This window comes from Amycolatopsis samaneae (genome assembly GCF_039541975.1).
GTDB lineage: Bacteria > Actinomycetota > Actinomycetes > Mycobacteriales > Pseudonocardiaceae > Amycolatopsis > Amycolatopsis samaneae.
Genome location: NZ_BAABHG010000006.1, coordinates 35,526 through 60,917 on the forward strand (window position 1 = coordinate 35,526; position 25,392 = coordinate 60,917).

Here is a 25,392-nt window from a genome sequence, read left to right on the forward strand (position 1 = left end):
CTTTCCGGGCGCGTTACGAGGTTTTGCGGCCGACGAGGTGGAAGACGCGGCTGAGGCCGCGGTAGGGGTCCCGGCGGCTCGCTTCGAGTTCGACCGCGGCGGTCGCGGCCACCTGTTCCGTGTCGCCGGGATCCAGCGCGGTCCCGCCGAATTCGAGCCAGTCGACGAACAGCCAGACCCCGTACCAGCGCACGGGTTCCACGCCCTCGCCGCGCAGGAGTTCACCGAGTTCCTCCACCGTGTCGGCCCGGCCGGGCACGCCGAGCACCCCGATCTCGGTCCTGGCGTCGAACGCGGCCAGCGCGTCGGCCCAGCGGCGTTCCATGGCCGGGCGCACCGCCATCGCCTTCGCGTTGCCCGTCATGATCGACACGACGCCTCCCGGCGCGACGCACCGGCACAACTGGCCCACCATCGGCTCCGGCCGCTCCAGGTAGCCGAGCACGCCGTGGCACAGCACGGCGTCGAAACGCCTGCCCTCGACCGCTGCCTCGGCCTTCTCGCCGTCTCCGCGCACGAGGTTCACCCGGCGACGCGCCTCCTCGGGCAGCCGCCGGAGCCGCTCCCCGGCCTTGTCCAGCATCGCTTCGGACGGGTCCAGCAGCGTCACGTCGTAGCCGGCCTCGGCCAGCGGGAACGACTGATGGCCCGCGCCGCCGCCGACGTCGAGCACCGTCGCCGGGGGTGGCGGCAGCTGTTCGAGGAGCTGCTGATGCAGCACGTACGTGCGTACGTATCCCTTCACCGAGGCGTACGCGTCGTCGGCGAATCGGTCGGCCAGCCCGTCGAAGATCTCCTCACCCATCGGACCAGGCTAGTTCGCCGGGCGCGGACCGCGCGCCGCGTCGAGCTGGGCGTGCATGCACTCCCGCGCGAGGCGGTAGGCGTCGGTGCCGCCGTGCAGCACCGCGTCGGCGTTCGCGGCCCGGCCCAGCGCGTGCAGGGTGAACGCCAGCCGCGCGACGTCGGTGCCGGGCGCGAGTTCGCCGAGCCGCACCGCGTCGGTGACGGTGCGGGTGATGAACCGGGTGAACGCCTTGCCCGCCACCGCGATCGCGTCGTGCACGCGGCCGGGGCGCGCGTCGAACTCCGCGCCGACGTTGAAGAAGAAGCATCCGCCGGGGAAGATCCGCCGTTCGCAGTAGGACAGCCAGTTGTCGCACAGCGCCCGCAGCCGCGCGATACCGGGCGTCACCTCGGCCGTCGGCCGCAGCACGTGCTCGGCGAAGATCTCGTCGGCGACCTTGATCGTCGCCAGTTGAAGGTCCTCTTTGGATCCGAAGAGCGCGAACACCCCGCTCTTGCTCAGCGAAAGCTCGGTGGCGATCCCGCCGAGCGAAAGCCCGTCGAGGCCGTGTACGGACGCGACGTCGACGGCGTGCCGCAGCACCGCCCGCCGGGTCGCGTCGCCGCGGGCGAGACGGCCGTCAACCGGCACGGCGCGCCCGCCACCGTTCCACAGTGGACTGGACACCGGCGCGGTACTGGGCCGAAAGCGCGGGCGCGTTCGCCACCCGGTCGGCCAGCGCGAACAACGCGTCGTGCCGCGACGGGTCCAGCTGGGCGAGGTTGGCGTAGGACACCAGGTACACCTCGGTGATGCTGGGCCCGTCGGCCCGCTCGACGAGCTTCATCACGCCGCCGGTCGGCACCGTACCGGGGCGCAGCACGCGGAAGTACCAGCCACTGCGCCCGGAGTCGATCATCGCCGGGACGACGTCCTTGCGCCCGGTCTTCATCGCCAGCTTGAAGCACGGCGTCCGCGGCTGCGAGACCTGAAGCAGCGCCTCGCCCCATTCCCAGACGTCGCCGACGCGGACCTCGTCCTCGGACGCGCCGGTCACCGACACGTTCTCGCCGAAGTCGCCGGGCACGGCGTCGAAGGAGTCCTCGGCCCAGGCACGGTAGTGCTCGGCGGGATAGACGTAAACCGCTTTGTCGACACCGCCGTGCACGGTGCGGTCGGCCTGGTCGTCCCCGTCGAGATTGATCTCGGACAAGGCCAGCTCCGGCGCCTCGACCCTGGCCTTCGCGATCGCGCTCAGCACCGGCTGCTCCCGCCGGTGCCCGAGCACGCTCGGCTTGCCCACGTACACCCCGGCCACCCCATACTCGGTCATGTCGCCGAATATAGCACGACCGTTCGTATAGTTAGCACGCGTTTTCAGCCGAGTTCGGCCACCTCCTCGTCGGTGAGCAGGCGGGAGCGGATCAGGAAGCGCACGCCTTCGGGCGCTTCGAGCGAGAACCCGCTTCCCCGGCCGGGAACCACGTCGATGGTCAGGTGGGTGTGCTTCCAGTACTCGAACTGCGGGCCGGACATCCACACCGGGACGTCCCCGGCACCCTCGACCGCCAGCGAGCCGAGGTGGACGTCGGAGGCCCCGGTGCGGAACTCGCCCGCCGGGTAGCACATCGGCGCGCTCCCGTCGCAGCATCCGCCGGACTGATGGAACATCACCGGGCCGTGGCGCGACACCAGCCGCCGCAGCAGATCCGCGGCGGCCGGTGCCAGGTCAACACGCTGTGCCATCAGAAAAAGCCCAGCGCACTGTCCGAATAGGACACGAGCATGTTCTTCGTCTGCTGGTAGTGATCCAGCATCATCTTGTGCGTCTCGCGCCCGATGCCGGACGCCTTGTAGCCGCCGAAGGCCGCGTGCGCCGGGTAGGCGTGGTAGTTGTTCACCCACACGCGGCCCGCCTGGATGTCGCGACCGGCGCGGTAGGCGGTGTTCCCGTCCCGCGACCAGACCCCGGCGCCGAGGCCGTAGAGGGTGTCGTTGGCGATCTTGAGCGCGTCGTCGTAGTCGGCGAACTTCGCCACCGACACGACCGGGCCGAAGATCTCCTCCTGGAAGATCCGCATCTTGTTGTCACCCTCGAACACCGTCGGCTCGACGTAGTAGCCGCCCGACAACTCGCCGCCGAGGTCGGTGCGCGCGCCGCCGGTCAGCACGCGGGCGCCCTCCTGCTTGCCGATGTCGATGTAGGACAGGATCTTTTCGAGCTGGTCGTTCGATGCCTGCGCGCCGATCTGCGTCTCGGTGTCGAGCGGGTTGCCCTGCTTGATCCTCTTCACGCGCTCGACGGCGTCGCCGAGGAACCGGTCGTAGATCCCGGACTGGATCAGCGCCCGCGACGGGCAGGTGCAGACCTCGCCCTGGTTCAGCGCGAACAGCGCGAAACCCTCCTGCGCCTTGTCGTAGAAGGCGTCGTTGGCCGAGGCGACGTCGTCGAAGAAGATGTTCGGGCTCTTGCCGCCGAGCTCGACGGTGACCGGGATGATGTTTTCGCTGGCGTACTGCAGGATCAGCCGCCCGGTCGTGGTCTCGCCGGTGAAGGCGACCTTGCGCACCCGGCTGCTCGACGCGAGCGGCTTGCCCGCCTCGACACCGAACCCGTTGACGACGTTGAGCACACCCGGCGGAACGAGATCGCCGATGATCGAGAGCAGCAGGTGGATCGAGGCCGGGGTCTGTTCGGCGGGCTTGAGCACGACGGCGTTGCCCGCGGCGAGTGCCGGGGCGAGCTTCCAGACGGCCATCAGGATCGGGAAGTTCCACGGGATGATCTGGCCGACGACGCCGAGCGGTTCGTGGAAGTGGTAGGCGACGGTGTTCTCGTCGATCTGCGAGATCCCGCCCTCCTGCGCGCGCAGCGCGCCGGCGAAGTAGCGGAAGTGGTCGATCGCGAGGGGGATGTCCGCGGCGAGGGTCTCGCGGACCGGTTTGCCGTTCTCCCAGCTCTCGGCGACGGCGATCTTCTCGAGGTTCTGTTCCATCCGGTCGGCGATCCTGAGCAGGATGCCCGCGCGCTCCTCCGCCGACGTCCTGCCCCACGCCGGGGCGGCGCCGTGCGCGGCGTCGAGCGCCTTTTCGACGTCCGGCGCGGTGCCGCGGGCGATCTCGGTGAAGGTCTTCCCGGTGATGGGCGTCGGGTTCTCGAAGTACTGGCCACCGGCGGGCGGGACGTACTCGCCGCCGATGTAGTGGTCGTAGCGCGGCTCGTAGCTGACGACGCTGCCTTCGCTGTTCGGTGCGGCGTAGAGGGCCATCGTTCCTGCCTCGTTGCTCGGAGTGACGGTGTTTGAAGGGACGGAGTCCGCGGCGACGGTAAGTAGGGCAACGTTGCATCGACGTTGCAGGCGCGTGAGCCCGGTCACTAGCCTCATGACCGTGGCAGAGGCGCCCGAAGCCGACCTGCTGCGCGACCCGGAGTCGTACGCGCGGCTGCTCGAACATGTCCGGGCGGCGGTGCTGGCCGGGACGCCCGCGCCCCGCTCGCCACGCTCCGTGGTCTCCGCGTCCTGGGACCGCTCGCTCGCCGCGCGGGTGGACCCCGACGCGGGCGAGGCGCCGGTCGTCTACGAGCCCGGCGAACTGCCCGGCCTGCGCGGGGAACACCCGCTCTCGCCCGTGCTGCCACTGCTGCGCCAGAACCTGGTGAGCATCGCCGACGACGCCGAGCACATGATGATCGTGACCGACGCGGACGGGCTGATCCTGTGGCGCGAGGGCGAGACCGGGGTGCTGCTGCGCGCGGACCGCGTCGCGCTCACCGAGGGCACGCGCTGGAGCGAGGCCGCCGCCGGGACCAACGCGATGGGCACGGCGCTCGCCACCGGCGAGCCGGTCCGGATCCACTCCGCCGAGCACCTGGTCCGCCGGTATCACGCGTGGACCTGCGCGGCGGCGCCGGTGCGCGATCCGGACACCGGGGCGCTGCTCGGCTCGATCGACGTCAGCGGCCCGCTGCGCACCGTGCACCCGGCGATGCTGGCGCTGGTCACGGCCACCGCCCAGCTCGCCGAGGGGCAGCTGCGGGCCCACCTCGCGGTCCGCGACGAGCGGCTGCGCCAGGCGAACATGAGGCACCTCGCGGCGCTGCGCGGACGGCCCGGCGCGCTGCTGTCGGCGAGCGGCCGGGTACTGGCCGCAGAATCCTGCGTCCTTCCCTCCACAGTGGACGTACGGAGGGGCGGCGGGACGGTCGCGCTGCCGGACGGCCGGCTCGCCACCGTGGAGCCGCTGCCCGAGGGGTATCTGCTGTACCTGTCCTCGCCCGGCCCGTCCCCCGCTCGCCCGCACCGCGCGCGGCTGGCGCTGGACTTCCTCACCGACGGGCCCGGATCGGCCACTGTGGACGGTCGCGAGGTGCCGTTCACCTTGCGGCACGCGGAAATCCTCACCCTGCTCGCGCTGGCCCCGGACGGGATGACCGCGGACCGGCTCGCCTGCCGGCTCTACGGCGAGAGCGGCAACCCGGTGACCGTGCGCGCCGAGATCCACCGGCTTCGGACCCAGCTCGGCACCTCGGTGGTGCGGACGCGGCCGTACCGGCTGGCCGCCGACGTCGACGCGGACTTCCTGCGCTGCCGCGCGGCCCTGCGGCGCGGCGCGGCGGACGAGGCCGTGCGGGCGTTTCGAGGTCCGCTGCTGCCGGAGTCGGAGTCCCCGGCGATCCGGCAGGAACGCGAGTCGCTGACGGCGCAGGTCCGGCAGGTGGCGCTGAACAGCGCCGACGCCGAAGTGCTGTGGGCGTTCTGGGAAACCTCGTGCGGCGTCGACGACCTGGCGATCGTGGACGCGCTGTGCGCGGCGCTGCCCGCCGGGGACCCGCGCCGCGCCGTCGTGCTGACGCACCGCGCCCGGCTCTGACCGAGCGGTCCGGCCACCGCTCCCTCCCCGGTGACCGGACCGGCGGTGGATCAGCAGGAGGCGCCGGGATCCACGAAGTAGACATGCGCGGTGACCTGGTTCCACCCGCCACCGGTGAGGTCCGGCCCCTCGGTGCTCGGGGCCTGCGAGGTGCTCGCGCCGGTGTCCGGGTTGACGAAGCACAGCGTGTACGGCGTCCGGTTGCGCACCGAGGCGGGCCTGGGCACGTTGCCCGACCCCACCGAGGCGGGCAACACGGTGATGATGTCGTTGAATCCGGTGCTCGCGTAGAAGCACGCGGCGCCCGAATCGGGGCAGGAAACCTCCGCCGGTGCCGCACTCGCCGTTCCCACGGACGCGGCGATCGGCAGTCCCGCCAGCAGGGTCACCACGGCCGTTTTCGCAATCCGATTCATGTTCAGTGTCCTCCCAAACCGTGAACACAAGGTCCGTCCGCGAAGGTCGCGGACCGCCATCAGCCCAGCAGCGGGCGACGGCCCGAGACCAGCGCTTCGGCCGTTCACGGACGAGCCCGAACGCGAACCGGGCCCCGGCCTCGCCGTTCGGCACCCGTTCACGGAGTCCGCCGAACGGGCTAAACCCGGTGTAGCGGAGGCACCCTCCTGGGCATCCTGGGTCTCGGGGAGGGGATCCCATGACATCAGCACCGACGGCCGATCCGGCCGACGCCGGCACCACCGCCGAACTGGCCGCCTGTCTGCGCACCCTGCGCGATCGGCGCGGCCTCACCTACAGCGCGCTGGAAAAGGCGGCCGAAGCACTGCCGAGGAAGAACGGCGAGTGCCGGACGCTGCCCCGCAGCACGGTGAGCGACATGCTCGCCGGGAAACGGCTCCCGTCGAAGGACCGGTTGCTCACGTTTCTCGCCTCCTGCCGGGTGCATCCCGACGAGTTCCCGCGCTGGCTGGCCGCCTGGGACCGTGCTCGCGTCACGAACGACCACGCTCCGCCGCCCACCGCCCGCGAACGACGGAGCCGGAAACTCCTCGCCGCCGCGGTCGTGGCCGTCGCGAGCATCGCGGCGACCCTGGCGGTCGTGTGGGCCACCGGACTGCTGGACCGCCCGGCCGTCACCGAGTACCGGATGACCACCACGGCCGCCACCTGGACCCACCGGTCACCGGACGCGCGGGACGAGACACACGAGGGCACCCTGCCCGCCGGTCAGCACGACTTCTCCTGCTGGACGGTGGGCGCCCCGCTCACGCACGACGGCTACCACAGCAGTACCTGGGTGAAGACCCACGACGTCTACGTCAACTCGCTGTTCCTCTACGCGGGCGACACCGCCGACCTGCCGCGCTGCTGACACCGGGTCATCGCGCGCGGCGCAGGGAAAGCCAGGTCGTGGCCGCGGTGAACGCCACCAGCACCGCGGCCAGCGGAGCCAGCGTGCCCGCGCCGAGACCGTCCAGCGCGACGCCGCCGACCACACCGGAGAGCGAGATCGCCAGGTAGAGCGCCGACTGGTACAGCGCGGTCACCACCGACCTCGCCGCCGGGGCCAGCGCGATGATCGCCTGTTGCTGCGGCGAGGTGACGGAGAACGAAAGGAACCCGACCACCGCGATCGCGGGCACCGCAGTGGCCACCGACACGCGCAGCACCGGGACCAGGAGCAGGGCGACCGTCAGCAGGGCCGTCGCGGCGAGGACCACCCGGCTCGCGCCGAACCGGTCGGCGAGCGTGCCCGCGACCAGGTTGCCCGCGGTCCCCGCGACGCCGAACACGAGCAGCAGGATCGCGAGCATCGCGCTGTCGCCGCCGGTCGCGGGCTCGTACACCGCGCTGAAATAGGTGTAGGGCAGGTAGATCCCGGTGAACACGACCAGCGTGGCCGCGAGCGCGGTGAGCACCCGGCGATCGGTGAGCGGCGCGAGCCGCTCGCGCAGGCCGGTGCCCGCCGACCCGGCGAGCGGCGGCAGCCGGACGGCGATCAGCGCGCAGGCGAGGCCGCCGAGCAGGACGACGAACCACAGGGTCGCGCGCCAGCCGAGCGCGCCGCCGATGACGGTGCCGATCGGCGTGCCGAGCACCAGCGACGAGGTCACCCCCAGCAGCACCACGGAGATCGCCTTGCCGTGGTTGCGTTCCCCGGCCAGCGTCGCCGCGGTGGCGCTCGCGCTCGCGGTGTACAGCGCCGCGCCCGCGGCGGCGAGCACCCGCGAGGCGAGGACGAGCGGATAGTCCGGCGCGAGCGCGGTGAGCGCGTTCCCCGCCGACAGCACGAGCAACGCCGTCAGCAGCGCCGAACGCCGGGACCAGCCCGCGGTGAGCACCCCGAGCACCGGCGCCGCGATCGCGTAGGCCAGCGAGAACACCGTCACCAGCTGACCCGCCGCGGCGATGCCGACCCCGAGCGAGTCCGCGATGGACGGCAGCACCCCGGCGATGACGAAGGCGTCCGTGCCGACCGCGAACGCGCCGAGCGCGAGCATCGCCGCGTGCGAACGCCAGTGGGGCGCCGCCTCGCCGGGCAGGGTCCGTGCGGGTGGTGCGGACACGGGCAGCTCCTCAACTTGGTACCGATCGGTTCCGTTTGCCGAGACGGTACCGACCGGTTCCGCCTGGCGTCAATCCGGGTATCGTGGCGCCATGCCAACGCACGCCCGGGAACGGCTGGTCAAGGCGGCCGAGGACCTCTTCTTCGCGGAGGGCATCCGCGCCGTCGGCGTGGAACGGCTCCTGCGCGCCTCCGGCGTCGGGCGGGCGTCGTTCTACCGCCACTTCGCGAGCAAGGACGATCTGGTCGCGACCATGCTGCGCGGGTACGACACCCAGCTCCGCGCCTGGCTGCGCGAGGTGATCACCCGGGCGGACGGCGATCCGCTGGCGATGTTCGACGGGCTGGCCACCCGGCTGTCGGCGACCAACTTCCGCGGCTGCGCCTCGATCAACACGATGGTCGAACTCGCCGACCCGGACGACCCCACACGGCGGATCGCGGTCGAGCACAAGGAAGCGATGATCCGGGAGCTGCGCGACCTGCTCGGCACCGCGCCGGACGACGACCTTCCCGAGCAGCTCCTGCTGCTGTTCGACGGCGCGCTGGTCAGCGCGCTCCGCGAGCACAGCCCGGCACCGGCGCGGCGCGCGAAGGCGGTCGCGGCGGCCCTGCTGGCGTCCCGGCCCGCCTGACCGGGCGGACGGGATCACCCCGGCGTTGTCCTTTTCGGACGAACCTCGCGGACGCCGAGCGTTGGTCATGGCTTGACCTGGAGTGCGCTCCAGTTCCTAGTGTCGGCGGCGTTCGTCAGCCCTCGAGGTACCGCCCGGACCGCCGGGCAGGAGGAGTGTCCGCGCATGATCACCCGAACCACGCTCGGCTCGTCCGGTCTCATCGTCAGCGCGATGGGCCTGGGGTGCATGGGGATGAGCGAGAGCTACGGCGCCGCCGACTGGGACGGCGGCCTCGCCACCATCGACCGGGCGCTGGAGCTGGGCGTCACGTTCCTGGACACCGCCGACGCCTACGGCACCGGGCACAGGCCGGGCCGTCCACGGCCGTCGAGACCGGGTGCAGGTGGCCACCAAGTTCGGCATCGACCGCAGCGCCGGCGACCGGGCACGCCGCATCCGCGGCGCCCGTGACTACGTGCTGCGCTCCTGCGACGCCTCGCTGCTGCGGCTGGGCGTCGAGGTGATCGACCTGTACTACGCCCACCGCCCGCCCCAGGACGTGGAGATCGAGGAGACCGTCGGGGCGATGGCCGAGCTGGTCGAGGCGGGCAAGGTCCGCCATCTGGGCCTGTCCGAGGTCGACGGCGAGCTGCTGCGCCGGGCGCACGCGGTGCACCCGATCGCCGCGGTGCAGAGCGAGTACTCGCTGTGGACCCGCGACGTCGAGACGGTCACCCCGGTGATGGCCGAGCTGGGGGTCGGGCTGGTGCCGTACTCGCCGCTGGGGCGGGGGTTCCTGACCGGCGCCCTGGACCGCTCCACGTTGGGAGAGAAGGACTTCCGGCGCACCAATCCCCGCTTCGCCGGGGAAGCGGGTGAGGCCAACGAGAAGATCGCGCGGACCGTGCGCGAGGTGGCCGACCGACTGGATGCCACCCCGGCCCAGGTGGCGCTGGCCTGGGTGTACGCCCAGGCCGAGCGGCTCGGGGTGGCGGTGGCGGCCATCCCGGGCACCCGCAGCCCGGCCCGGCTGGCGCAGAACGCGGCCGCGCTGGAGCTCACCCTGGACGCCGAGGCACTCGCCGCGCTGGACCCGCTGAGCGACCAGGTGACGGGCGAGCGCTACACCCCCGCGCACACCGCCGAGGTCGCTCGGGGCTAGCCGGTCCCGCTCCGGCCAGGACTCACCCGGACAGGACAGACGTCACCGGCCCATAGGTAGACAGCGTCTACAAATCTTTGATAGACAGTGTCTACCAGATGAACCCCGGGTTACGGAGACGTTGATGCATTACGACCGTTTCGTCGTCCTCGGCGACAGCTGCGCCGAGGGGCTCGACGACCCCTACCCCGGCAGCGACCAGTACCGCGGGTGGGCGGACTTCGTCGCCGGGCGGCTCGCGCACGACCGTCCCGGCTTCCGGTACGCCAACCTGGCCGTCCGCGGCAGGCGGCTCGACCAGATCACCGCGGAACAGCTGCCGACCGCGCGGGGGCTGGCGCCCGACCTGATCGCGTTGTTCGGCGGCGGCAACGACGTACTGCACCGCGACTGGGACGCACGCACGGTCGCCCGCCGGGTCGACGCCGCGATCCGCGCCTGCGCCCGGCTCGCCCCGACCGTCGTCACCTTCACGCTCAGCGACATCTCCGACCGGGTGCCGTTCGTCCGCCGGATGCGGCCGAGGGTGACCGCGCTCAACGACGCGATCCGCGAGGCGTCGGTCAGCTACGGCACGGTGCTCGTCGACCTGTGGCCGGACCAGGCCGCGCACGACTCCCGCTACTTCGGCCCGGACCGGCTGCACCTGTCCGAGGCGGGACACCGGCGCGTCGCCGGGCATGTCTTGGGTCGGCTCGGGCTCGAACACGACTGGCTGCGGCCGTTGCCGGGCACCGACGTCCGGCCGGGGCTGCGCGGCGACCTGCGCTGGTTCCGCGAGCACGTCGCGCCCGCGATGGTCACCCGCGTCCGCAACCGTCTGACCGGCCGCTCCTCGGGCGACGGTTTCCTGCCGAAGCGCCCGGAACTCCGGCCGGTCGCACCGTCCGAAATGGACACTGTGGGCGCATGGGCACCCGAAGCCATCTGATCAGCACCGCGAACGCCCTGCTCGTCGAGGAGGGCGTCGGCGCGGTGACGCTGCGTGGGATCGCGAAGGCCGCGGGCGTGTCCCACGGCGCTCCACTGCGGCACTTCTCCGGCCGCGCCGAGCTGCTCTCGGCCGTCGCCGTGCTCGGCTACCGGCGCCTGCTCGAACGCCGCGAGCAGTTGCCGGACGGCACCGCCAGGGAACGGCTCACCGCCGCGTGTCACGGCTATCTCGACTTCGCGCTGGGGAATCCGGCGATGTTCGAGCTGATGTTCCGCCGCGATCTGATCGACCCCGGCGATCCGGAACTCGTCGCGGTGAGCAGCGCGGTGTTCGACTTCTTCGCCGAGCTCGTCGCCGCGGTCCAGACCCCGGACTGGCACCCCGGCACGGATCCGCGACTGCTGGCGACGTCGTTGTGGGCCGCGCTGCACGGGCTGGCGCAGCTGTGGCTGTGGGGCGGGCTGGCCGGGGCGAGCTTCGCGCCGTCGGCCGAAGTCGCCCTCGCCGTCACCCTCGACGCGTATCTGGGCTGAAGGTCCGTGGGGGCCTCCTTGAGGGACCTAGAGTCCCTCAAGGAGGCCCCCACGGACCGCTGCGAAACTCAGCCGACCACGGGGAGACGGATCGAGCTCTCGCCCAGTGTCACCGAAACCTTCGTCCCCGCCGGGTAGTGCAGCGTGTAGTCCCGGTCGGTCACCAGGAGCACGACGCCGAGGCGGTGCCCGGCCTTCAGCTGGTACTGGCGCGGTTGCAGCTCCCAGTCGAAGGAGTACGTCCGCCCGGCCTGGACCGGCTCGGTCCGGCTGTCGGAGTGCCGGTTGCGCACGTCCAGCCAGCCCCGGCTGATCACGTCGTACGGCGTCTGCGCGGTGGTGTAGGCGTACTTCGGCCGGCACCCGGAGTCGGCGCCGAGCGTGTCCCCGAAGCACCAGGTGTCCTTCGTCGGGCCGAACCCGGTGATCCGCTGGTCGGTGCCGTAGTCGACGAGCAACGCGCTCAGGTACGGCGACTTCCCGTCCACCGACGCCCGCACGCTGATCTCGGGCGTCCCGGAGATGCGGACGTCCTTCGGCAGCGGATCGGACACGTACAGCAGCCGGTTCGGATCCGCCTTGTCCTGCGCGGCGACCAGGCTGTCCGCGGTCCTCGCCGGATCGTCGACGAATCCCTGCCTACGTCCGGAGCCGGGCACCCACCACGGGCCGAGCACGCCCGGCTGGTCCCCGTGCGACGCGCCGAAGCGCAGCGTGATGTCGCGCGCGCCGGGCTCCGGGTAGTCGCGGTAGTCCGTCCACTTCCCCGGCGCCGTCTCGAAGTGCACCTTCGGCTGCCGCAGGACGTTGTTGCGCACGCCGTAGAGCTCGTGGTCGAACCACTGGTGCACGGCGTCGAGCCAGGACTGCTGCGCGACGTAGAGCGGGTCGTCGTGCGCGGCCTGGTGCAGCCACAGCTTGCGGGTGATGTCGTTGCGTCCCAAGGCTTCCCACAGGTCGGTGAAGTTCTTGGGCTTGACGTTCCAGTCGTTGATCCCGGCCACCTGGAACACGCTGCCGTGGTAGTTGCCGAGGTCCTTGGCGAAGTTCCGCTGGTCCCAGAAGGCGTTGTAGTCCCCGGAAACCCGGTCCATCGCCTTTTCCATCTCGTGGATCGGCCCCGCGCACACCTCGGGATTCTTGCGGGTCAGCACCACCTTCGCGTGCAGGTCGGCGTCCTCGCCGACGTAGCCGCCGGGCGACACGACCCCGCCCTCCGCGCGGTAGTAGTCGTACCAGCTCGCGATGCCGGAGATCGAGACGATCGTCTTCAGTCCCTTGACCCCGGTGCTCGCGACCGCGACCGGCAGCGTGCCGTCGTAGCTCTTGCCCGCCATCGCGACGTTGCCGGTGGACCAGGAGGCCTTGACCTCCTTGCCGTCCTTGGTGAACGCCTTCGCCTTACCGGTCAGCCACTCCACGACCGTCTTCATGCCGGTCTTCTCTTCCGGGCCGATCGCGCTCGGGCAGCCGTCGGAGTCGCCGGTACCGAGCGTGTTCGCCGACAGCACGGCGTAGCCCCGCGAGACGAAGTAGTTGTCGTAGTAGACCCGGTTGTAGTTCACCGGGGGCTGCGGGCCGGTCGGCGGCGACCACGGCGAGATCCGTGGCACGTCGGTGACGTCGGCGGGGTGATAGGGCGCGTCGATCGTGCCGCCGAAGTACGGGCTCGGCTCGATGATGCTGGCGACCTTCAGCCCGCCGTCGGTTTCCTTCGGACGGGTGACGTACACCGCGACCCGGTCCCGTTTGCCGTCCCGGTCGCTGTCGACCGGTGTTTCGACGTAGACCTGCTCACGCACCGCCTTGGCGTAGTCGTAGACGGGTTTCGTCTCGCCGTCACGGACCACCACCTGACGCGCCGGATCGTCGGCCGCCGACGCCGGCACGGCGGTGGAAAGCAGGGAGACACCCGCCAGCGTGATCGCGGCGAGCACACGCATTCTTCGCATTGTCCCTCCAGAGCCACCCAGTTCTGGATGTGACAGTGGCCCTCGCGGTGCTCGCGCGCAACCCCCTTACGTTGTTGTCGCCCATCCGATGGGACGGTCCGGGACGCCGAACTCGCGGCGCAGCACCGCCTTCGCCGCGTGCATCCCCGCCATCCCGTGCACGCCCGCGCCCGGCGGCGTCGCGGCCGAACACAGATAGACGCCGGTCAGCGGCGTACGGTAGGGGTTCCAGCGCGGCGCCGGGCGGGCGAGCACCTGCCGGAGGCTCACCAGGCCCCCGGCGATGTCCCCGCCGACGTAGTTGGCGTTGTGCGTCTCCATCTCCAGCGCGGATCGCGCCCGCGAGGCGAGGATCGTGTCCGAAAAGCCGGGCGCGAACCGCTCGATCCGGCGCCGGACGACGTCGGTGGCGTCGATCGGGTCGCCGTGCGGGACGTGTGCGTACGTCCACACCGGACGCTTGCCGGGCAGCCCGCGCGAGGGGTCGGTGGCCATCGGCTCGGCCAGCAGCACGAACGGTTCCGCCGCGCGCCTTCCCGCCGCGACCGCGTTCTCGGCCGTGTACACCTCCGCACTCGTCCCTCCGATGTGGACGGTCCCGGCCGCGCCGATCCGCTTGTCCCGCCAGGGAACCGGCTCGGACACGAGGAAGTCGACCTTGGCCGCTCCGGCACCGTGCCGATACCGCTCCAGTGCCCGGCGGTAACCGGCCGGCAGCAGCGGGCCCGCGATGTCGAGCACGCCGCGCGGCACGAGGTCGAGCAGGACGGCGCGGGCGTGCCGCAGCTGCCGCAGGTCGGTGACCCGGCTGCCGACGTGGATCCGGCCGCCGTGCGCGCGCAGGTCCGCGGCGAGCGCGTCGACGATCGACTGGCTGCCGCCGCGCGGGATCGGCCAGCCCGTCGTATGCGCGAGGTGCCCGAGCAGCAGTGCCGCGCCCGCCGCGGGGAGCGCGGGCTGCCGGGACATCGTGTGCGCGGCGACCCCGGCCAGCAGCGCGGGTGCCTCCCGGCCGCGGAATCCGGCGCCGGAAACCTGCGCGAGCATCCGCGACGGCAGCAGCGCGGCCGCTCGTGGGTCGCGCGGCAGGTGCCGGAGGTCGCCGAGCAGCGTCTCGACCACGCCGGGCCCGCGCGCGGCAAGCGGCCCCATCAGCCATCGCCACCGCTCGCCGTCGGCGCCGAGCGCGGCGCGGGTGCGGTCCAGCTCCGGATACGCCAGCGCGGTGCGCCGCTCGTCGAGCGGGTGGGCGTAGGAGATCTCCGGGTGGAGCAGCTCGACGCCGTGCGCGGCGAGATCGAAGCCGCGGAAGAACGGCGAGGCGGCGGCCATCGGGTGCACCGCGGAACAGACGTCGTGCCGGACCTCGGAGTCGAACAGCGGGAGCGTGCGGGCGCCGCCGCCGATCCCGGGCGCGGCCTCGTGCACTTCGACGTCGAGACCGGCCCTGGCCAGCAGCACCGCGGCGGCGAGCCCGTTGGGCCCGGAGCCGACGACGGCGACTTCGGCGGACACACCGACCACCTCCCCACCCCGAACATCTGATCGAATATGGTCGTACCCGCGTTCTAGGCTGACCCCGCACCCACCGAAGTCCCGGTGCCCACCCAAGCAGAGTGGGCCTCGTCCGAACAGGAAGGGGGATCATTGCCCGACCACGACATGCTGCTCGCCCGCGTCCGGAAACTGCTCGCCAAGGCCGAAGACCCGGCGGTCACCGAGGCGGAAGCGGAGCTGTACAACACCAAGGCCGCCGAGCTGATCGCCCGGTACGGGATCGACCGCGCGATGGTGGCCGAAGCGGGCGCCACCGCCGACGAAATCGGCCTGCGCAGGATCCCGGTCGACAATCCCTACAGCAGGGACAAGGCCACGCTGCTGACCAACATCGCGTTCCCACTGCGCTGCCGCACCCTGCTGCACCGCGCGGCCAAGGGCGTCGAGGCGGTGACCATCTTCGGGTTCCGCTCCGACCTCGAACGCGTCGAGCTGCTGTTCACCAGCCTGCTGTTGCAGGCGACCACGCAACTGACCAGGGTCCGGCCGGAGAACCGTGTGTTCCGCGGCGAATCGCTGGCCGCCTACCGGCGGACGTGGCTGCACGGTTTCGCCAGGGCGGTGTACGAAAGGTTGCGCCAGGCGGAGGAGCGGGCGGTCCGAACCCACACCGCGACGGCGCCGGGCGGCCGGTCGGCCGAGCTGGTCGTGGCCGATCGCACGGCCATGGTGCAGCACGCCTTCGACGAGCAGTTCAGCCAGCTGCGTACGGCGCCGCCCCGGCGGCTGTCCGGCAGCGGCTACCTCGACGGTCACCACGCCGGCACCAACGCGAACCTGAGCCCGACGGCGCTGACCAAGCGGCGGCAGGTGCTGCCCATGCGCTGATTCCCCGCACGCGGCAAGGTCGGGCGCTTCGCCCGTAAGCAGGTATCCCGGCCATGATCATCCCGGTTTACTGTGCCGGTGCGCGTTGTGGATCTCCTCGGCAGGCCGGATCTGGTCGATCCCGCACTGCGGCTCGGTGACGTCGGCGGCGAATTCCTCTATCGCGGCCCCGGCGGCAAGGTGATCGCGCCCGAGCGATTGCTGAAGCACTGGGGCCGGTATTCCCTTGTCCTGCTTGATACCGACGACACGCTGCTGGCGCGGGCGCTGTCGATCCCGGTCGCGTTCCCGACCGAGGATCGTCCCGAGCTGCCCGACGAGGGCTGGGACGCGGCACTGCGCTGGGCCGTCGAAGACCTCGTCGACGGCCGCGCGCCGACCACCCTCGTGGCGCTCGAAATCGTCGTGGCGCCGCACCTGCTGGGCACCGGTCTCTCGACGCACGCGCTGAAGGCGTTCAAGGCGCGGGCCGTCGAAACCGGGCTGAGCAGGCTGGTGGCGCCGGTACGCCCGATCGGCAAGGAAGCCGAGCCCGAGGTGCCGATGCCGGAGTACGCGGCGCGGCGCCGCGAGGACGGGCTGTTCGCCGACCGCTGGCTGCGCACCCACGAACGGCTGGGCGCGAAACTGGTGAAGATCGCGCCCTTCGCGCTGACCGTCACCGGCACTCTCGGGCAGTGGCGGGACTGGACCGGCGTCAAACTCACCGACGGCCCGAACCGGATCCCCGGCGGCATCGCCCCCGTCCACGCCTCGGTGTCCCACGACGTCGGCATCTACGTCGAACCCAACGTCTGGATGGACCACCCCCTGTAAGCACGCGAGTTCTCCATCCAGACACGCGAGTTCTGCCTTCAGACACGCGAGTTCGCCGTTCAAGCACACGAGTTCGCCGCTCCGGTACGGAATTCCCGTGGCCTCGACCGGCAAGATCCGCTCTACTGGCCCGATGCGCATGGAAGACCTGGCCACCCGTCCGGATCTGCGGCAGGCCGCGCTCGACATCGGTGTCGTCGGCGGGGAGTTCCTGTGTCACGACGTGGTGGGCCTGCTGACGAAATCGAGGCGGCTGGCCGCGTACTGGCCCGAGTTCTTCCTGGTCCTGCTCGACGGCGATGTCCCGGTGGCACGCGCGGCAGCGATGCCGGTGGCGTTCCCGACCGCCGAACGGCCGGAGCTGCCCGAACACGGCCTGGAGGCAGCGGCACTGTGGATGGCCGAAGACGTCATGGACGGGCGGGCCCCGACCACGCTGGTCGCCATCGAGGTCACGGTGGCCGAACACGCGCGGGGCCGGGGCCTCGCCACGGTCATGCTCACCGGACTGAAGGCCCGGACACGTACCGCCGGGCTTTCCCGGCTCGTCATCCCGGTCCGGCCGACCGGCCTGGAGCAGCACCCCGCCGAGTCCATTGTGGACTACCTGGCCCGGAAGCGACCGGACGGGTTGTTCGCCGACCCTTGGCTACGCACGCACGAAAGGCTTGGCGCACGGATGATCGGCGTCGCACCCTTCGCCATGCAGGTCACCGGCACGCTAGCGCAGTGGCGAGAATGGACCGGCGTCGAACTCGTCGACGGGCTCAACCCGATCCCCGGCGGCATCGCGCCCGTGCTCGCCTCGGTGGCACGCGACCTCGGTGTCTACGTGGAGCCGAACGTGTGGCTGGAGCACCCGCTCTGACCCCGCGGCGTCACCACCGGACGGGCAACGCGTCGAGCTGCCAGGTGCCGGGGTTCGGCCCGTGCCGGAGTTCGCCCGGCTCGACCGCGAGCCTGAGCCCGGGGTAGCGCCGGAACAACGCCTCGAAGGCGATTTCGGCTTCCTGCCGGGCCAGCGCGGCGCCGAGGCAGTAGTGCGGGCCGGCGCCGAAGCCGACGTGGGTTTCCGCGCGGCCCGGATCGCGGGTGACGTCGAGGCGTTCCGGGTCGGCGAACATCCGCGGGTCGTAGTTCGCGCCCGCGAGCACCGGCAGCACGCCCTCACCTCGGCGGACGAGCGTGCCACCGATCTCGACGTCCTCGGCGGCGTAGCGCATCCGGGTGCCCAGGCCGGGACCGCACCAGCGCATCAGCTCGTGCACGGCCTTCGGCCACCGGGCTGGCTCGGCGCGGAGCAGCGCGAGCTGATCGGGGTGGGTCAGCAGCGCGGCGGTGCCGTTGGCGATCAGGTGCGCGGTGGTCTCGTGCCCGGCGACCACGAGGTTCTGCACCAGCGCGATCATTTCGGTGTCACTGAGCCGATCCCCGTCCTCGGCCTGCGCGCGGATCAGCCCGGACAGCAGGTCGTCGCCGGGCCGGTGCCGCCGGAACTCGATGAGGACGCGGAGGTGGTCCACCATCGAGGTCAGCGCGCCGGCCATGCCCGGCCCGGCTCCCACGGCCATCGCGGCGCTCCATTCCCGCCAGCGCGGCCGATCCTCCTCGGGAATGCCGACCAGCTCGCAGATGACCGCGATCGGCAGCGGATAGGCGAAGTGCCGCAACAGATCGACGACGCCGTCGGTGGCGTGGCCTGCCAGTTCGTCCAGCAGCCGTTCGGTGAGCTCGGCGATCCGCGGCCGCAGCTCGCGGACCCGCCGCACGGTGAACGCCCGGGTGACCAGCCCGCGCAGCCGGGCGTGCCCGGCACCGTCGACCTCGCTGATCCCGCCCTTCAGGTAGCCGAACAGCTCCTCGGGGATGCCCACCGCGTGCCACAGCTGTTCCCGCAGGTCCGGCGCGCCCGGTACGGCCGAGGCGGCGCTGACGAACCGCGGGTCGCCCATGACGAGCTTGACCTCGTCGTAGCGGGTGACCAGCCACATCGGCTCGACGCCGGGAATGAGGGCCTTGGCCAGCCCGTCGCGCTCGCGGATCCGCGAGTACGCGGTGAACGGGTCGCGCACGAGTTCGGCGTCGGTGAGGTCCACCAGGTTTTCGGATGCCGTCATCACATGTTCCTATCATCTGAATGTGACACCATCCTGGATCGCCCACGGGAGAACTGTCAACCGCCGCGGATTCCCGCCAGGTGACAACTCCAGTAGGCACCTGCTAACTTCTATTTGCATGTGGGGGACGTCGTGGTGAGCGGCTCTTCGCCGACCGGCGACGAGCTCGTCCGGCTGCTCGGGACGCTCGCGAATCCGCACCGGCTGCGCATCGTCGCCGCCCTGCTCGCCGAACGCGCCTACGTCAGCGAGCTGGCGCGCGAGCTGCGGATCAGCCGCGCGCTCCTCCAGGTGCACCTGCGCAAGCTGGAAGCCGCGGGGCTGGTGACGGCCAGCCTCGAGGTCTCGGCCGAGGGCAAGGCGATGAAGTTCTACGAGGTCACACCGTTTTCGATCCAGCTCACCCCGCAGGCCGTCGCGGCGGCGGTACCGACGCTGAGCACACCGGATTCCGTCCAGGGGGACGGCTTGGACGAGGGAGCACGGTCATGAACTGGCACCAGTGGCAGGAAATCATCGGCCTGACCGGGGTTTTCGTGCTGATCACCGTCGTGCTCACCGTGGCCATCGTGCAACTCGCCTCGACCTGGCGGGCGAAGGCGGCGCTGGCCCGCGAGCACGAGTACCGGACGCTCGCCGACCGGGCGACGCGGTCGCAGGAGGAAACCGAACGGCGCCTCGCCGACGTCCAGGACCGGTTGCGCGCCATCGAACGCGTCCTCAAGGAGGTCGAATAGCGGAACGGCCCTGGGCCGCCGAGCGGCAACTCGGCGGCCCAGGAGGAAGAAGCTCCACCTCGCCCGAGGGCGAGTCCTTACGCAGATCACTCCTTCACGGAAGGACTTTAGTTCATGCTGCCCACAGGCACCCCGGACCGGCGGGGGCCGGTGATCGAGCGGATCGCGGGCTGGTCGGTCCGGCACCGCGCCGCGGTCCTGTCCGGCTGGCTCGCGCTGGTCGTGCTCGCGCTGGCCGTCGGCTCGCTCGTCCCCGGCACCAGCCTCCCCAGCTCCGATCCCGGAGAATCCGGTACCGCACAAGGGGTTCTCCGCACCCAGCAGGTCTACGAGCCACTGTTGGAGAACGTACTCGTCCAACGTCGTGAATCCGGATCGGACGCCGAACTGCGGTCGGCGGCCGACGACCTCGCGCGCACACTCCGGGCATCCGGCGCGGTCGACGATCTCCGCCTGCCCGGCAGCGAGCCCGGCCGGTTCTCCCCCGACGGCCGGTCCGCGCTGGTGACCTTCCGGATCGCCGGTCCCGACGACGACGTGCGCGCGCACTTCACCGCGGCGACCGCGGCGGTGGACGCGGTCGCCGCGCGACATCCCGCGCTCCGGATCGCGCAGGCGGGCGATCTGAGCCTGAGCACAGTGGTGGACAAGAGCATCAAGCAGGACATCAAACGCGCCGAGCTGACCTCGCTCCCGCTGACCGTGGTGATCCTGCTGCTGGTGTTCGGGGCGCTGATCGCCGCGTCGATCCCGCTGCTGCTCACCGCGACCACGGTGGCCGCGACGTTCGGCTTCTTGTCCGCTATAGACAAACTGGTCCCGATCAACAGCGCCACCACGGTGATCACGCTGCTCATCGGGACCGCGGTCGGGATCGACTACACGCTGTTCTTCCTGCGCCGCGAGCGCGAAGAACGCGCCGCCGGGCTACCGGTCGACCAGGCGATCCTGGCCGCCGCCGGAACGTCGGGGCGGGTCGTGGTGGTCTCCGGGCTCACCGTCGCGCTGTGCGTGACCGGCCTGGCCTTCGTCGGGATCGACCAGCTCCGCGGGTTCGCGATCAGCACGATCCTGGTGGTCGGGCTGACCGTCGCGGCGGCGGTGACGGCACTGCCCGCGCTGCTGTCCCTGCTCGGTCCGTGGGTCGACCGCGGCAGGCTGCCCTGGATCGGCCGACGCCGGACCGCCGCCGACCACTCACGGTTCTGGGCCAGGGTCGCCGGCGTCGTCACGCGGCGCCCCGCGCTGTGGGGCGGGCTCGCCGTCGTGGTCCTCGCCGTCCTGGCCCTGCCCGCCGGCCACATCCGGTTGCAGGCGCCGCTGGCCACCGACAGCCTGCCGCGCGACGTCCCCGCGATCGACGCCGCGGTCCGCCTGCAGGAAGCGTTCCCCGGCGCCGCCATTCCCGCGCACGTCGTGGTGTGGGACGAGCGGGGCGGCCCGGTCGACACCCCGGCGGTGCGCGACGCCGTCAGCCAGCTGGCGGCGAAGACCGCGGGCCCGGTCGTGACGGTGCCGGTCGACCGGGCACTGGTCGTCCGGGTTCCGTTGGCGGGTAACGGTTCTCTGGAGTCCGACCGGTCACTGAGGACACTGCGGGAAAGCGCTCTCCCGGAGACGTTGGGCAAGGTGCCCGGGATCGGGTTCGCCGTGGCCGGGAAGGCCGCCAACGCGCACGATCTCGCGGCGAAGGCGGCCGACCGCACGCCGTACGTGTTCGGGTTCATCCTGCTGCTCGCGCTCGCGCTGTTGTGGGCGGCGTTCCGCTCGGCCGGGGTCGCGATCCTGTCGATCGTGCTCAACCTGCTCTCGGTCGGCGCCGCGTACGGGGTGTTGACCTGGGTCTTCCAGGACGGCAACTTCGCGTCACTGCTGGGTTTCACGCCCTACGGCGGGGTGCTCGACTGGCTCCCGCTGTTCCTGTTCGTGCTGTTGTTCGGGCTGAGCATGGACTATCACATCTTCATCCTCAGCCGGATCCGCGAACGCGCGTCCGCCGGTGCCCCGCTCCGGGACGCGATCGTCGGCGGCACCGCCTCGGGCGCCGGTGTGGTGACCGGCGCGGCGGTGATCATGACCGGTGTCTTCAGCGTTTTCCTTTCGCTGAGCGCGATCGAGTACAAGATGATGGGGCTCGGGATGGCGTTCGCGATCCTGCTCGACGCGACGCTGATCCGCGGGGTGCTGCTGCCCGCGGCACTCACCCTGTTCGGGCGGCGGCTGGGGAAACCGGTCAGGCCAGGATCCCCGGACGCCGCCGGGCGAACCGCGTCGCCTGCTCGAAAGCGTGTCCGGCCCGCAGCACGCTGAGTTCCGCGCGGTGCGCTCCGACGAGCTGCACGCCCACGGGGAGCCCGGCCGCGGTGAATCCGCCGGGCACCGAAAGCGCCGGGCTCCCCGTGGCGCTCACGAAGTACGCCGAGCGCATCCAGCCGAGGTAGTCCTCCATCGGCACGCCGTCGACCGAGTCCGGGTACTCGAGTTCGGCGGCGAACGGCGGTACCTGGCTGACCGGCAGCAGCAGGATGTCGTACCGTTCGAAGAACTCCCGGACGCGGTGGAACAGCGTGGTGTGCAGCACTTCCGCGCGTGCTATGTCCACACCGGACAGTCGAAGACCCTCCTCGACGTTCTGCCTCAGCGTGTCCTTGAGCTGGTCGCGGTGCTGGGCGTGGGTCTGCGCGAAGCTCCACGCGCGCAGGGTCCGGAACACCTCGTCGGCGCCGGAGAAGTCGACGCAGTCGCGTTCGACGCGGCAGCCGAGGTCGTCCTCGAAGGTGTGTGCCGCCCGCTCGACGACCGCGGCCACCGCCGGGTCGACCGGGAGACCACCGCCGAGATCGGGTGACCAGGCGACGCGCAGACCACGCGGATCGGCGTCTAGTGGTTGCGCGAACACGGATCCCGGCGTTTCCAGCGACGTCGGGTCGCGCGGGTCGGGGCCGGCCAGTACCGACAGCAGCAGCGCCGCGTCGGCGACCGTGCGGGCCATCGGGCCCTTCACCCCCATCGTCGCCCACCCCATCGGGCGCGGCCAGTCCGGCACCCGCCCCGGCGACGGGCGGAAGCCGACGACGTTGCAGAACGACGCCGGGTTGCGCAGCGAGCCGCCCATGTCGCTGCCGTCGGCGAGCGGATGCATCCCGCAGGCGAGCGCGGCGGCCGCGCCCCCGCTGCTGCCGCCCGCGGACCGGGTGAGGTCGTACGGGTTGTGGGTATGGCCGAAAACCGGGTTGAAGGTGTGGGATCCGGCGGCGAACTCGGGCACGTTCGTCTTGCCGATGGTGATGACGCCCGCCGCGCGCAGCCGCTCGACGAGGAGTTCGTCGGCCTCGGGCACGTAGTCGGCCAGCAGCGGTGAACCGTAGGTCGTGCGGACGCCCGCGGTCTCGTGCGTGTCCTTGTGCGCCATGGGAATCCCGTGCAGCGGCCCCACCTCCTTGCCCGCGGCGAGGCGTTCGTCCGCGGCGGCGGCCGCCTTGAGAGCGCTTTCCGCGGTGTGTGTGACGACGGCATTGACCCGGTTGTTGACCTGCTCGACGCGCGTCAGGTGCGCCTGCACGACCTCGCGTGCCGACACCTCCCGTGTCCGGAGCCGGTCGGCGAGTTCACGCGCGGTCAGGAAGCAGATGTCGGTTTCGGCCACCCGGTCATCTGATCACCGCGTCCGGCCCTCGGCAAGACTCCGGTCCGGTCAACAACCGCAGGCGATGGCGGACACCGGCGAGGTCAGCGGATCCGCGTCGACCTGCCGCCGCCCGCCCGCAGAGTCGACCGGAAAGCCTTCGCGGACCCAGTACTCGTAGCCGCCGATCATCTCCTTGACCCGGTAGCCGAGCCGGGCGAAGGCCAGCGCGGCCCGCGTCGCGCCGTTGCAGCCGGGGCCCCAGCAGTAGGTGACCACGACGGCGCCGGACGGGACGAGGTCGCGGGCGCGGCCGGCGATTTCCGCGGTGGGCAGGTGGATCGCGCCGGGAAGGTGGCCCTGGTCCCAGGATTCGACGCTGCGGGAGTCGACGACGACCAGGTCCGTGACGCGGGCTTCCAGGTCGGCGTGGACGTCACTGACGTCGGCTTCGAACGCGAGGCGTCCGGCGAAGTGGGCGGCGGCGTGGCCGGGGTCGGCCGGTGTGGTGGTGAGAACTGCGCTCATGACGTTCATCGTGCTGGTCCCGGTCACCACCGAACAGTGGCGCGAACGCCGCTGTTCGCTAAGATCCCGCCATGTCGACCGTGTCCGTGCTGCTCTACGACGGCATGTCCGCGTTCGAGCTGGGCATCGTCACCGAGGTCTTCGGCCTGCCCCGGCCGGAGTTCGACGTCGACTGGTACCGGCTGGCGATCTGCGCCGCGCGCCCCGGCCCGGTACGCGTCGTCGGCGGCGCCGCACTGCACGCCGACGGTGATCTCGACGCCTTCGCCGCGGCGGGCACGGTCATCGTGCCCGGGGTCTCCGACATCACCGGCGAGTGCCCACCGGCGGTGATTTCCGCGCTGCGCCTGGCTTTCCGGCGCGGCGCGCGGATCGTGTCGATCTGTTCGGGTGCCTTCGCGCTGGCCGAGGCCGGACTGCTCGACGGCCGTCGCGCCGCGACGCACTGGCAGTACGCCCCGGTCCTGGCGCGCCGCTTCCCGCGTGTCGAGGTCGATCCGGACGTCCTCTACCTCGACGACGACCCGATCCTGACGAGCGCGGGCAGCGCCGCCGGGCTGGACCTGTGCCTGCACCTGGTGCGGAAGGACCACGGCCCCACGATCGCCAACGCCGTCGCGCGCCGGCTGGTCGTGCCCGCGCACCGCGACGGCGGCCAGGCACAGTTCATCGAATCCCCGGTGCTCGCCGACGCGGACGACGACCGCGTCACCGCCAGCATGTCCTGGGCGCTCGCGCATCTCACCGAGGCCATCACCGTCGAAACGCTCGCGCGCACCGCGAACATGTCGCCGCGCAGCTACCTGCGGCACTTCACGCGCAGCACCGGCACCAGCCCGATCCGCTGGCTCGTCACCCAGCGCGTGCACGCGAGCCTGCCGCTGCTGGAGAAGACCGCGCTCCCGATCGAGCGCGTCGCCACGTCCGTCGGCTTCGACACGGCGGTGACCTACCGGCATCACTTCGTCCGGACGATGCGCGTCTCGCCCTCGGCCTATCGCCGGAGTTTCACCACGGCAGGGGACGCCGGGCGACGTCCCCTGCCGTGACGTGGGTTCAGGCGGCGTCGGTGAGCACGATCTCCGGCGTGGCCACCTGCTGCGCGGTCCGACCCGCGTAGTTCCGCTGCACCTGCGCGATCTCCGCGCTGTTGGGCTTCGTGTTGGCGCAGCTCACGCCGCCGGTCGAACCGGACATCAGCGACGAGCACGGCCCCGGCTTCACGTCGGGCAACCCGAGACTGTGGCCCAGTTCGTGGGAGGCGATCCGGACCTTGTTGTAGCCCTGCTGGACGGCGACGCGGCCGTACCAGACGGTGACCTGGCCCCCGGGCCGGACGGGACCGAGGGTGGCCCGCGGCCAGCCGGGATCCGCGACGACGCGGATGTTCGCCCGCTGCCCCGGTGACGCCTTCACGATGCGCACGTTGGTCACGCTGGTGTTCCAGACGTTGACGCCCTGGGCGACCACGTCCTTGAACTCGGCCGCCTGGCTGTCGTCGTAGGTGAGGGTGGTCGCCTGGATCTCGGCGGCCGCGGCACTGGGCACGGCCGTGAGCGCGGTGACCGGCAGCAGGAGAGCGGTACCGGCGACCACGCCGGCCAATGTACGTCGAAGCACTATCTACTCCTCGCGTCGGTGCGGAGCCTGTGTTTCTCCCCCCGCCCTTCGGGCACATCCCCCTTGTCGACCTCAGAGACTCATGCGGCGGCGGACATCGAACCGTACGTAGCCCGCCCACCTCACAGCGTGATGCTAGAACCCGTGCCAGTCCGGCAAAACCCGCCAAAAGTCGCGACCGGC

At 71.5% G+C, this 25,392-nt stretch carries 25 protein-coding genes and 1 pseudogene; 13 read left to right on the top strand and 13 right to left on the bottom strand.

From position 1 onward, the window contains the following. Positions 1–13: 13 nt before the first annotated feature. The 5 genes from ABD987_RS16745 to exaC are packed head-to-tail and all read right to left on the bottom strand — an operon-like array spanning position 14 to position 4,056. Positions 14–805, bottom strand: coding sequence for a class I SAM-dependent methyltransferase (locus tag ABD987_RS16745; protein ID WP_345393524.1), 792 nt, complete (start codon positions 803–805; stop codon positions 14–16). A gap of 9 nt (positions 806–814) precedes the next feature. Further along, positions 815–1,438, bottom strand: coding sequence for a TetR/AcrR family transcriptional regulator (locus ABD987_RS16750; RefSeq protein WP_345393527.1), 624 nt, complete (start codon positions 1,436–1,438; stop codon positions 815–817). Next, the gene (locus tag ABD987_RS16755; RefSeq protein WP_345393530.1) at positions 1,428–2,120 is read right to left on the bottom strand and encodes an MOSC domain-containing protein; all 693 of its coding nucleotides are present in this window, start codon (positions 2,118–2,120) and stop codon (positions 1,428–1,430) included. The genes ABD987_RS16750 and ABD987_RS16755 overlap by 11 nt, the downstream gene beginning before the upstream one ends. 44 nt (positions 2,121–2,164) lie before the next feature. Continuing rightward, positions 2,165–2,533, bottom strand: a complete 369-nt coding sequence (locus ABD987_RS16760) for a DUF779 domain-containing protein (RefSeq protein WP_345393533.1) — start codon at positions 2,531–2,533, stop codon at positions 2,165–2,167. Next, a complete protein-coding gene (gene exaC / locus ABD987_RS16765) occupies positions 2,533–4,056 on the bottom strand; it encodes an acetaldehyde dehydrogenase ExaC (RefSeq protein ID WP_345393536.1) in 1,524 nt (507 codons plus the stop codon). Before exaC ends, ABD987_RS16760 begins: the two co-directional genes overlap by 1 nt. 115 nt (positions 4,057–4,171) lie before the next feature. Between exaC and ABD987_RS16770 the strand changes: the two genes are divergently transcribed. Then, positions 4,172–5,659 carry a helix-turn-helix domain-containing protein gene (locus ABD987_RS16770; protein WP_345393539.1) on the top strand — a complete coding sequence of 496 codons (1,488 nt, stop codon included), beginning with the start codon at positions 4,172–4,174 and terminating at the stop codon, positions 5,657–5,659. A 50-nt stretch (positions 5,660–5,709) separates the two neighbouring features. Here the strand turns inward: ABD987_RS16770 and ABD987_RS16775 are convergent, their stop codons facing one another. Then, a complete protein-coding gene (locus ABD987_RS16775; protein WP_345393542.1) occupies positions 5,710–6,075 on the bottom strand; it encodes a hypothetical protein in 366 nt (121 codons plus the stop codon). A gap of 239 nt (positions 6,076–6,314) precedes the next feature. On the opposite strand from ABD987_RS16775, the gene ABD987_RS16780 reads away from it, so the two are divergent. Next, entirely contained in the window at positions 6,315–6,989 is a 675-nt protein-coding gene (locus tag ABD987_RS16780; RefSeq protein WP_345393545.1) for a helix-turn-helix domain-containing protein, read from the top strand. 7 nt (positions 6,990–6,996) lie between these two features. On the opposite strand, the gene ABD987_RS16785 is transcribed toward ABD987_RS16780, so the two are convergent. Further along, complete coding sequence (locus ABD987_RS16785) at positions 6,997–8,184, bottom strand: MFS transporter (RefSeq protein ID WP_345393548.1); 1,188 nt, start codon at positions 8,182–8,184, stop codon at positions 6,997–6,999. A gap of 91 nt (positions 8,185–8,275) precedes the next feature. On the opposite strand from ABD987_RS16785, the gene ABD987_RS16790 reads away from it, so the two are divergent. The 4 genes and pseudogenes from ABD987_RS16790 to ABD987_RS16805 all read left to right on the top strand — a co-directional run bounded on the left by ABD987_RS16790 (position 8,276) and on the right by ABD987_RS16805 (position 11,429). Then, positions 8,276–8,818 (top strand): TetR/AcrR family transcriptional regulator, encoded by a 543-nt coding sequence (locus ABD987_RS16790; RefSeq protein ID WP_345393551.1) that lies wholly within the window; start codon positions 8,276–8,278, stop codon positions 8,816–8,818. Between the two features lie 213 nt (positions 8,819–9,031). After that, a pseudogene (locus ABD987_RS16795) lies at positions 9,032–9,962 on the top strand (aldo/keto reductase). Positions 9,963–10,086: 124 nt separating this feature from the next. After that, the gene (locus ABD987_RS16800; protein WP_345393554.1) at positions 10,087–10,893 is read left to right on the top strand and encodes an SGNH/GDSL hydrolase family protein; all 807 of its coding nucleotides are present in this window, start codon (positions 10,087–10,089) and stop codon (positions 10,891–10,893) included. Beyond that, positions 10,872–11,429 (top strand): TetR/AcrR family transcriptional regulator, encoded by a 558-nt coding sequence (locus ABD987_RS16805; RefSeq protein ID WP_345393557.1) that lies wholly within the window; start codon positions 10,872–10,874, stop codon positions 11,427–11,429. The genes ABD987_RS16800 and ABD987_RS16805 overlap by 22 nt, the downstream gene beginning before the upstream one ends. Before the next feature lie 68 nt (positions 11,430–11,497). Here ABD987_RS16805 and ABD987_RS16810 read toward each other — a convergent pair whose 3' ends face one another. Continuing rightward, positions 11,498–13,372 (bottom strand): Xaa-Pro dipeptidyl-peptidase, encoded by a 1,875-nt coding sequence (locus ABD987_RS16810; protein WP_345393559.1) that lies wholly within the window; start codon positions 13,370–13,372, stop codon positions 11,498–11,500. Positions 13,373–13,447: 75 nt separating this feature from the next. Next, a complete protein-coding gene (locus ABD987_RS16815; RefSeq protein ID WP_345393562.1) occupies positions 13,448–14,896 on the bottom strand; it encodes a phytoene desaturase family protein in 1,449 nt (482 codons plus the stop codon). 132 nt (positions 14,897–15,028) lie between these two features. Between ABD987_RS16815 and ABD987_RS16820 the strand changes: the two genes are divergently transcribed. The 3 genes from ABD987_RS16820 to ABD987_RS16830 all read left to right on the top strand — a co-directional run bounded on the left by ABD987_RS16820 (position 15,029) and on the right by ABD987_RS16830 (position 17,450). Beyond that, positions 15,029–15,766 carry a DUF2786 domain-containing protein gene (locus tag ABD987_RS16820; RefSeq protein WP_345393565.1) on the top strand — a complete coding sequence of 246 codons (738 nt, stop codon included), beginning with the start codon at positions 15,029–15,031 and terminating at the stop codon, positions 15,764–15,766. A 78-nt stretch (positions 15,767–15,844) separates the two neighbouring features. Next, positions 15,845–16,582, top strand: coding sequence for a Long-chain-fatty-acid--CoA ligase (locus tag ABD987_RS16825; RefSeq protein WP_345393568.1), 738 nt, complete (start codon positions 15,845–15,847; stop codon positions 16,580–16,582). Between the two features lie 133 nt (positions 16,583–16,715). Beyond that, complete coding sequence (locus ABD987_RS16830; protein WP_345393571.1) at positions 16,716–17,450, top strand: Long-chain-fatty-acid--CoA ligase; 735 nt, start codon at positions 16,716–16,718, stop codon at positions 17,448–17,450. A gap of 10 nt (positions 17,451–17,460) precedes the next feature. Here ABD987_RS16830 and ABD987_RS16835 read toward each other — a convergent pair whose 3' ends face one another. After that, positions 17,461–18,699 (bottom strand): cytochrome P450 family protein, encoded by a 1,239-nt coding sequence (locus ABD987_RS16835; RefSeq protein ID WP_345393574.1) that lies wholly within the window; start codon positions 18,697–18,699, stop codon positions 17,461–17,463. A gap of 135 nt (positions 18,700–18,834) precedes the next feature. On the opposite strand from ABD987_RS16835, the gene ABD987_RS16840 reads away from it, so the two are divergent. The 3 genes from ABD987_RS16840 to ABD987_RS16850 all read left to right on the top strand — a co-directional run bounded on the left by ABD987_RS16840 (position 18,835) and on the right by ABD987_RS16850 (position 21,746). Then, complete coding sequence (locus ABD987_RS16840; RefSeq protein WP_345393577.1) at positions 18,835–19,191, top strand: ArsR/SmtB family transcription factor; 357 nt, start codon at positions 18,835–18,837, stop codon at positions 19,189–19,191. After that, positions 19,188–19,436 (top strand): hypothetical protein, encoded by a 249-nt coding sequence (locus ABD987_RS16845; protein WP_345393580.1) that lies wholly within the window; start codon positions 19,188–19,190, stop codon positions 19,434–19,436. The genes ABD987_RS16840 and ABD987_RS16845 overlap by 4 nt, the downstream gene beginning before the upstream one ends. A 114-nt stretch (positions 19,437–19,550) precedes the next feature. Then, the gene (locus tag ABD987_RS16850; protein WP_345393583.1) at positions 19,551–21,746 is read left to right on the top strand and encodes an MMPL family transporter; all 2,196 of its coding nucleotides are present in this window, start codon (positions 19,551–19,553) and stop codon (positions 21,744–21,746) included. On the opposite strand, the gene ABD987_RS16855 is transcribed toward ABD987_RS16850, so the two are convergent. Together ABD987_RS16855 and ABD987_RS16860 are read right to left on the bottom strand one after the other, a co-directional pair. Next, on the bottom strand, positions 21,670–23,082 hold the full coding sequence (locus tag ABD987_RS16855; protein WP_345393586.1) for an amidase: 1,413 nt from the start codon (positions 23,080–23,082) through the stop codon (positions 21,670–21,672). The two genes, ABD987_RS16850 and ABD987_RS16855, sit on opposite strands and share 77 nt — an antisense overlap. Positions 23,083–23,130: 48 nt before the next feature. Further along, positions 23,131–23,589 (bottom strand): rhodanese-like domain-containing protein, encoded by a 459-nt coding sequence (locus ABD987_RS16860; protein WP_345393589.1) that lies wholly within the window; start codon positions 23,587–23,589, stop codon positions 23,131–23,133. Positions 23,590–23,660: 71 nt separating this feature from the next. On the opposite strand from ABD987_RS16860, the gene ABD987_RS16865 reads away from it, so the two are divergent. Further along, positions 23,661–24,638 carry a helix-turn-helix domain-containing protein gene (locus ABD987_RS16865; protein WP_345393592.1) on the top strand — a complete coding sequence of 326 codons (978 nt, stop codon included), beginning with the start codon at positions 23,661–23,663 and terminating at the stop codon, positions 24,636–24,638. Positions 24,639–24,645: 7 nt separating this feature from the next. Here ABD987_RS16865 and ABD987_RS16870 read toward each other — a convergent pair whose 3' ends face one another. Continuing rightward, a complete protein-coding gene (locus ABD987_RS16870; protein ID WP_345393595.1) occupies positions 24,646–25,185 on the bottom strand; it encodes a snapalysin family zinc-dependent metalloprotease in 540 nt (179 codons plus the stop codon). Positions 25,186–25,392: the final 207 nt, after the last annotated feature.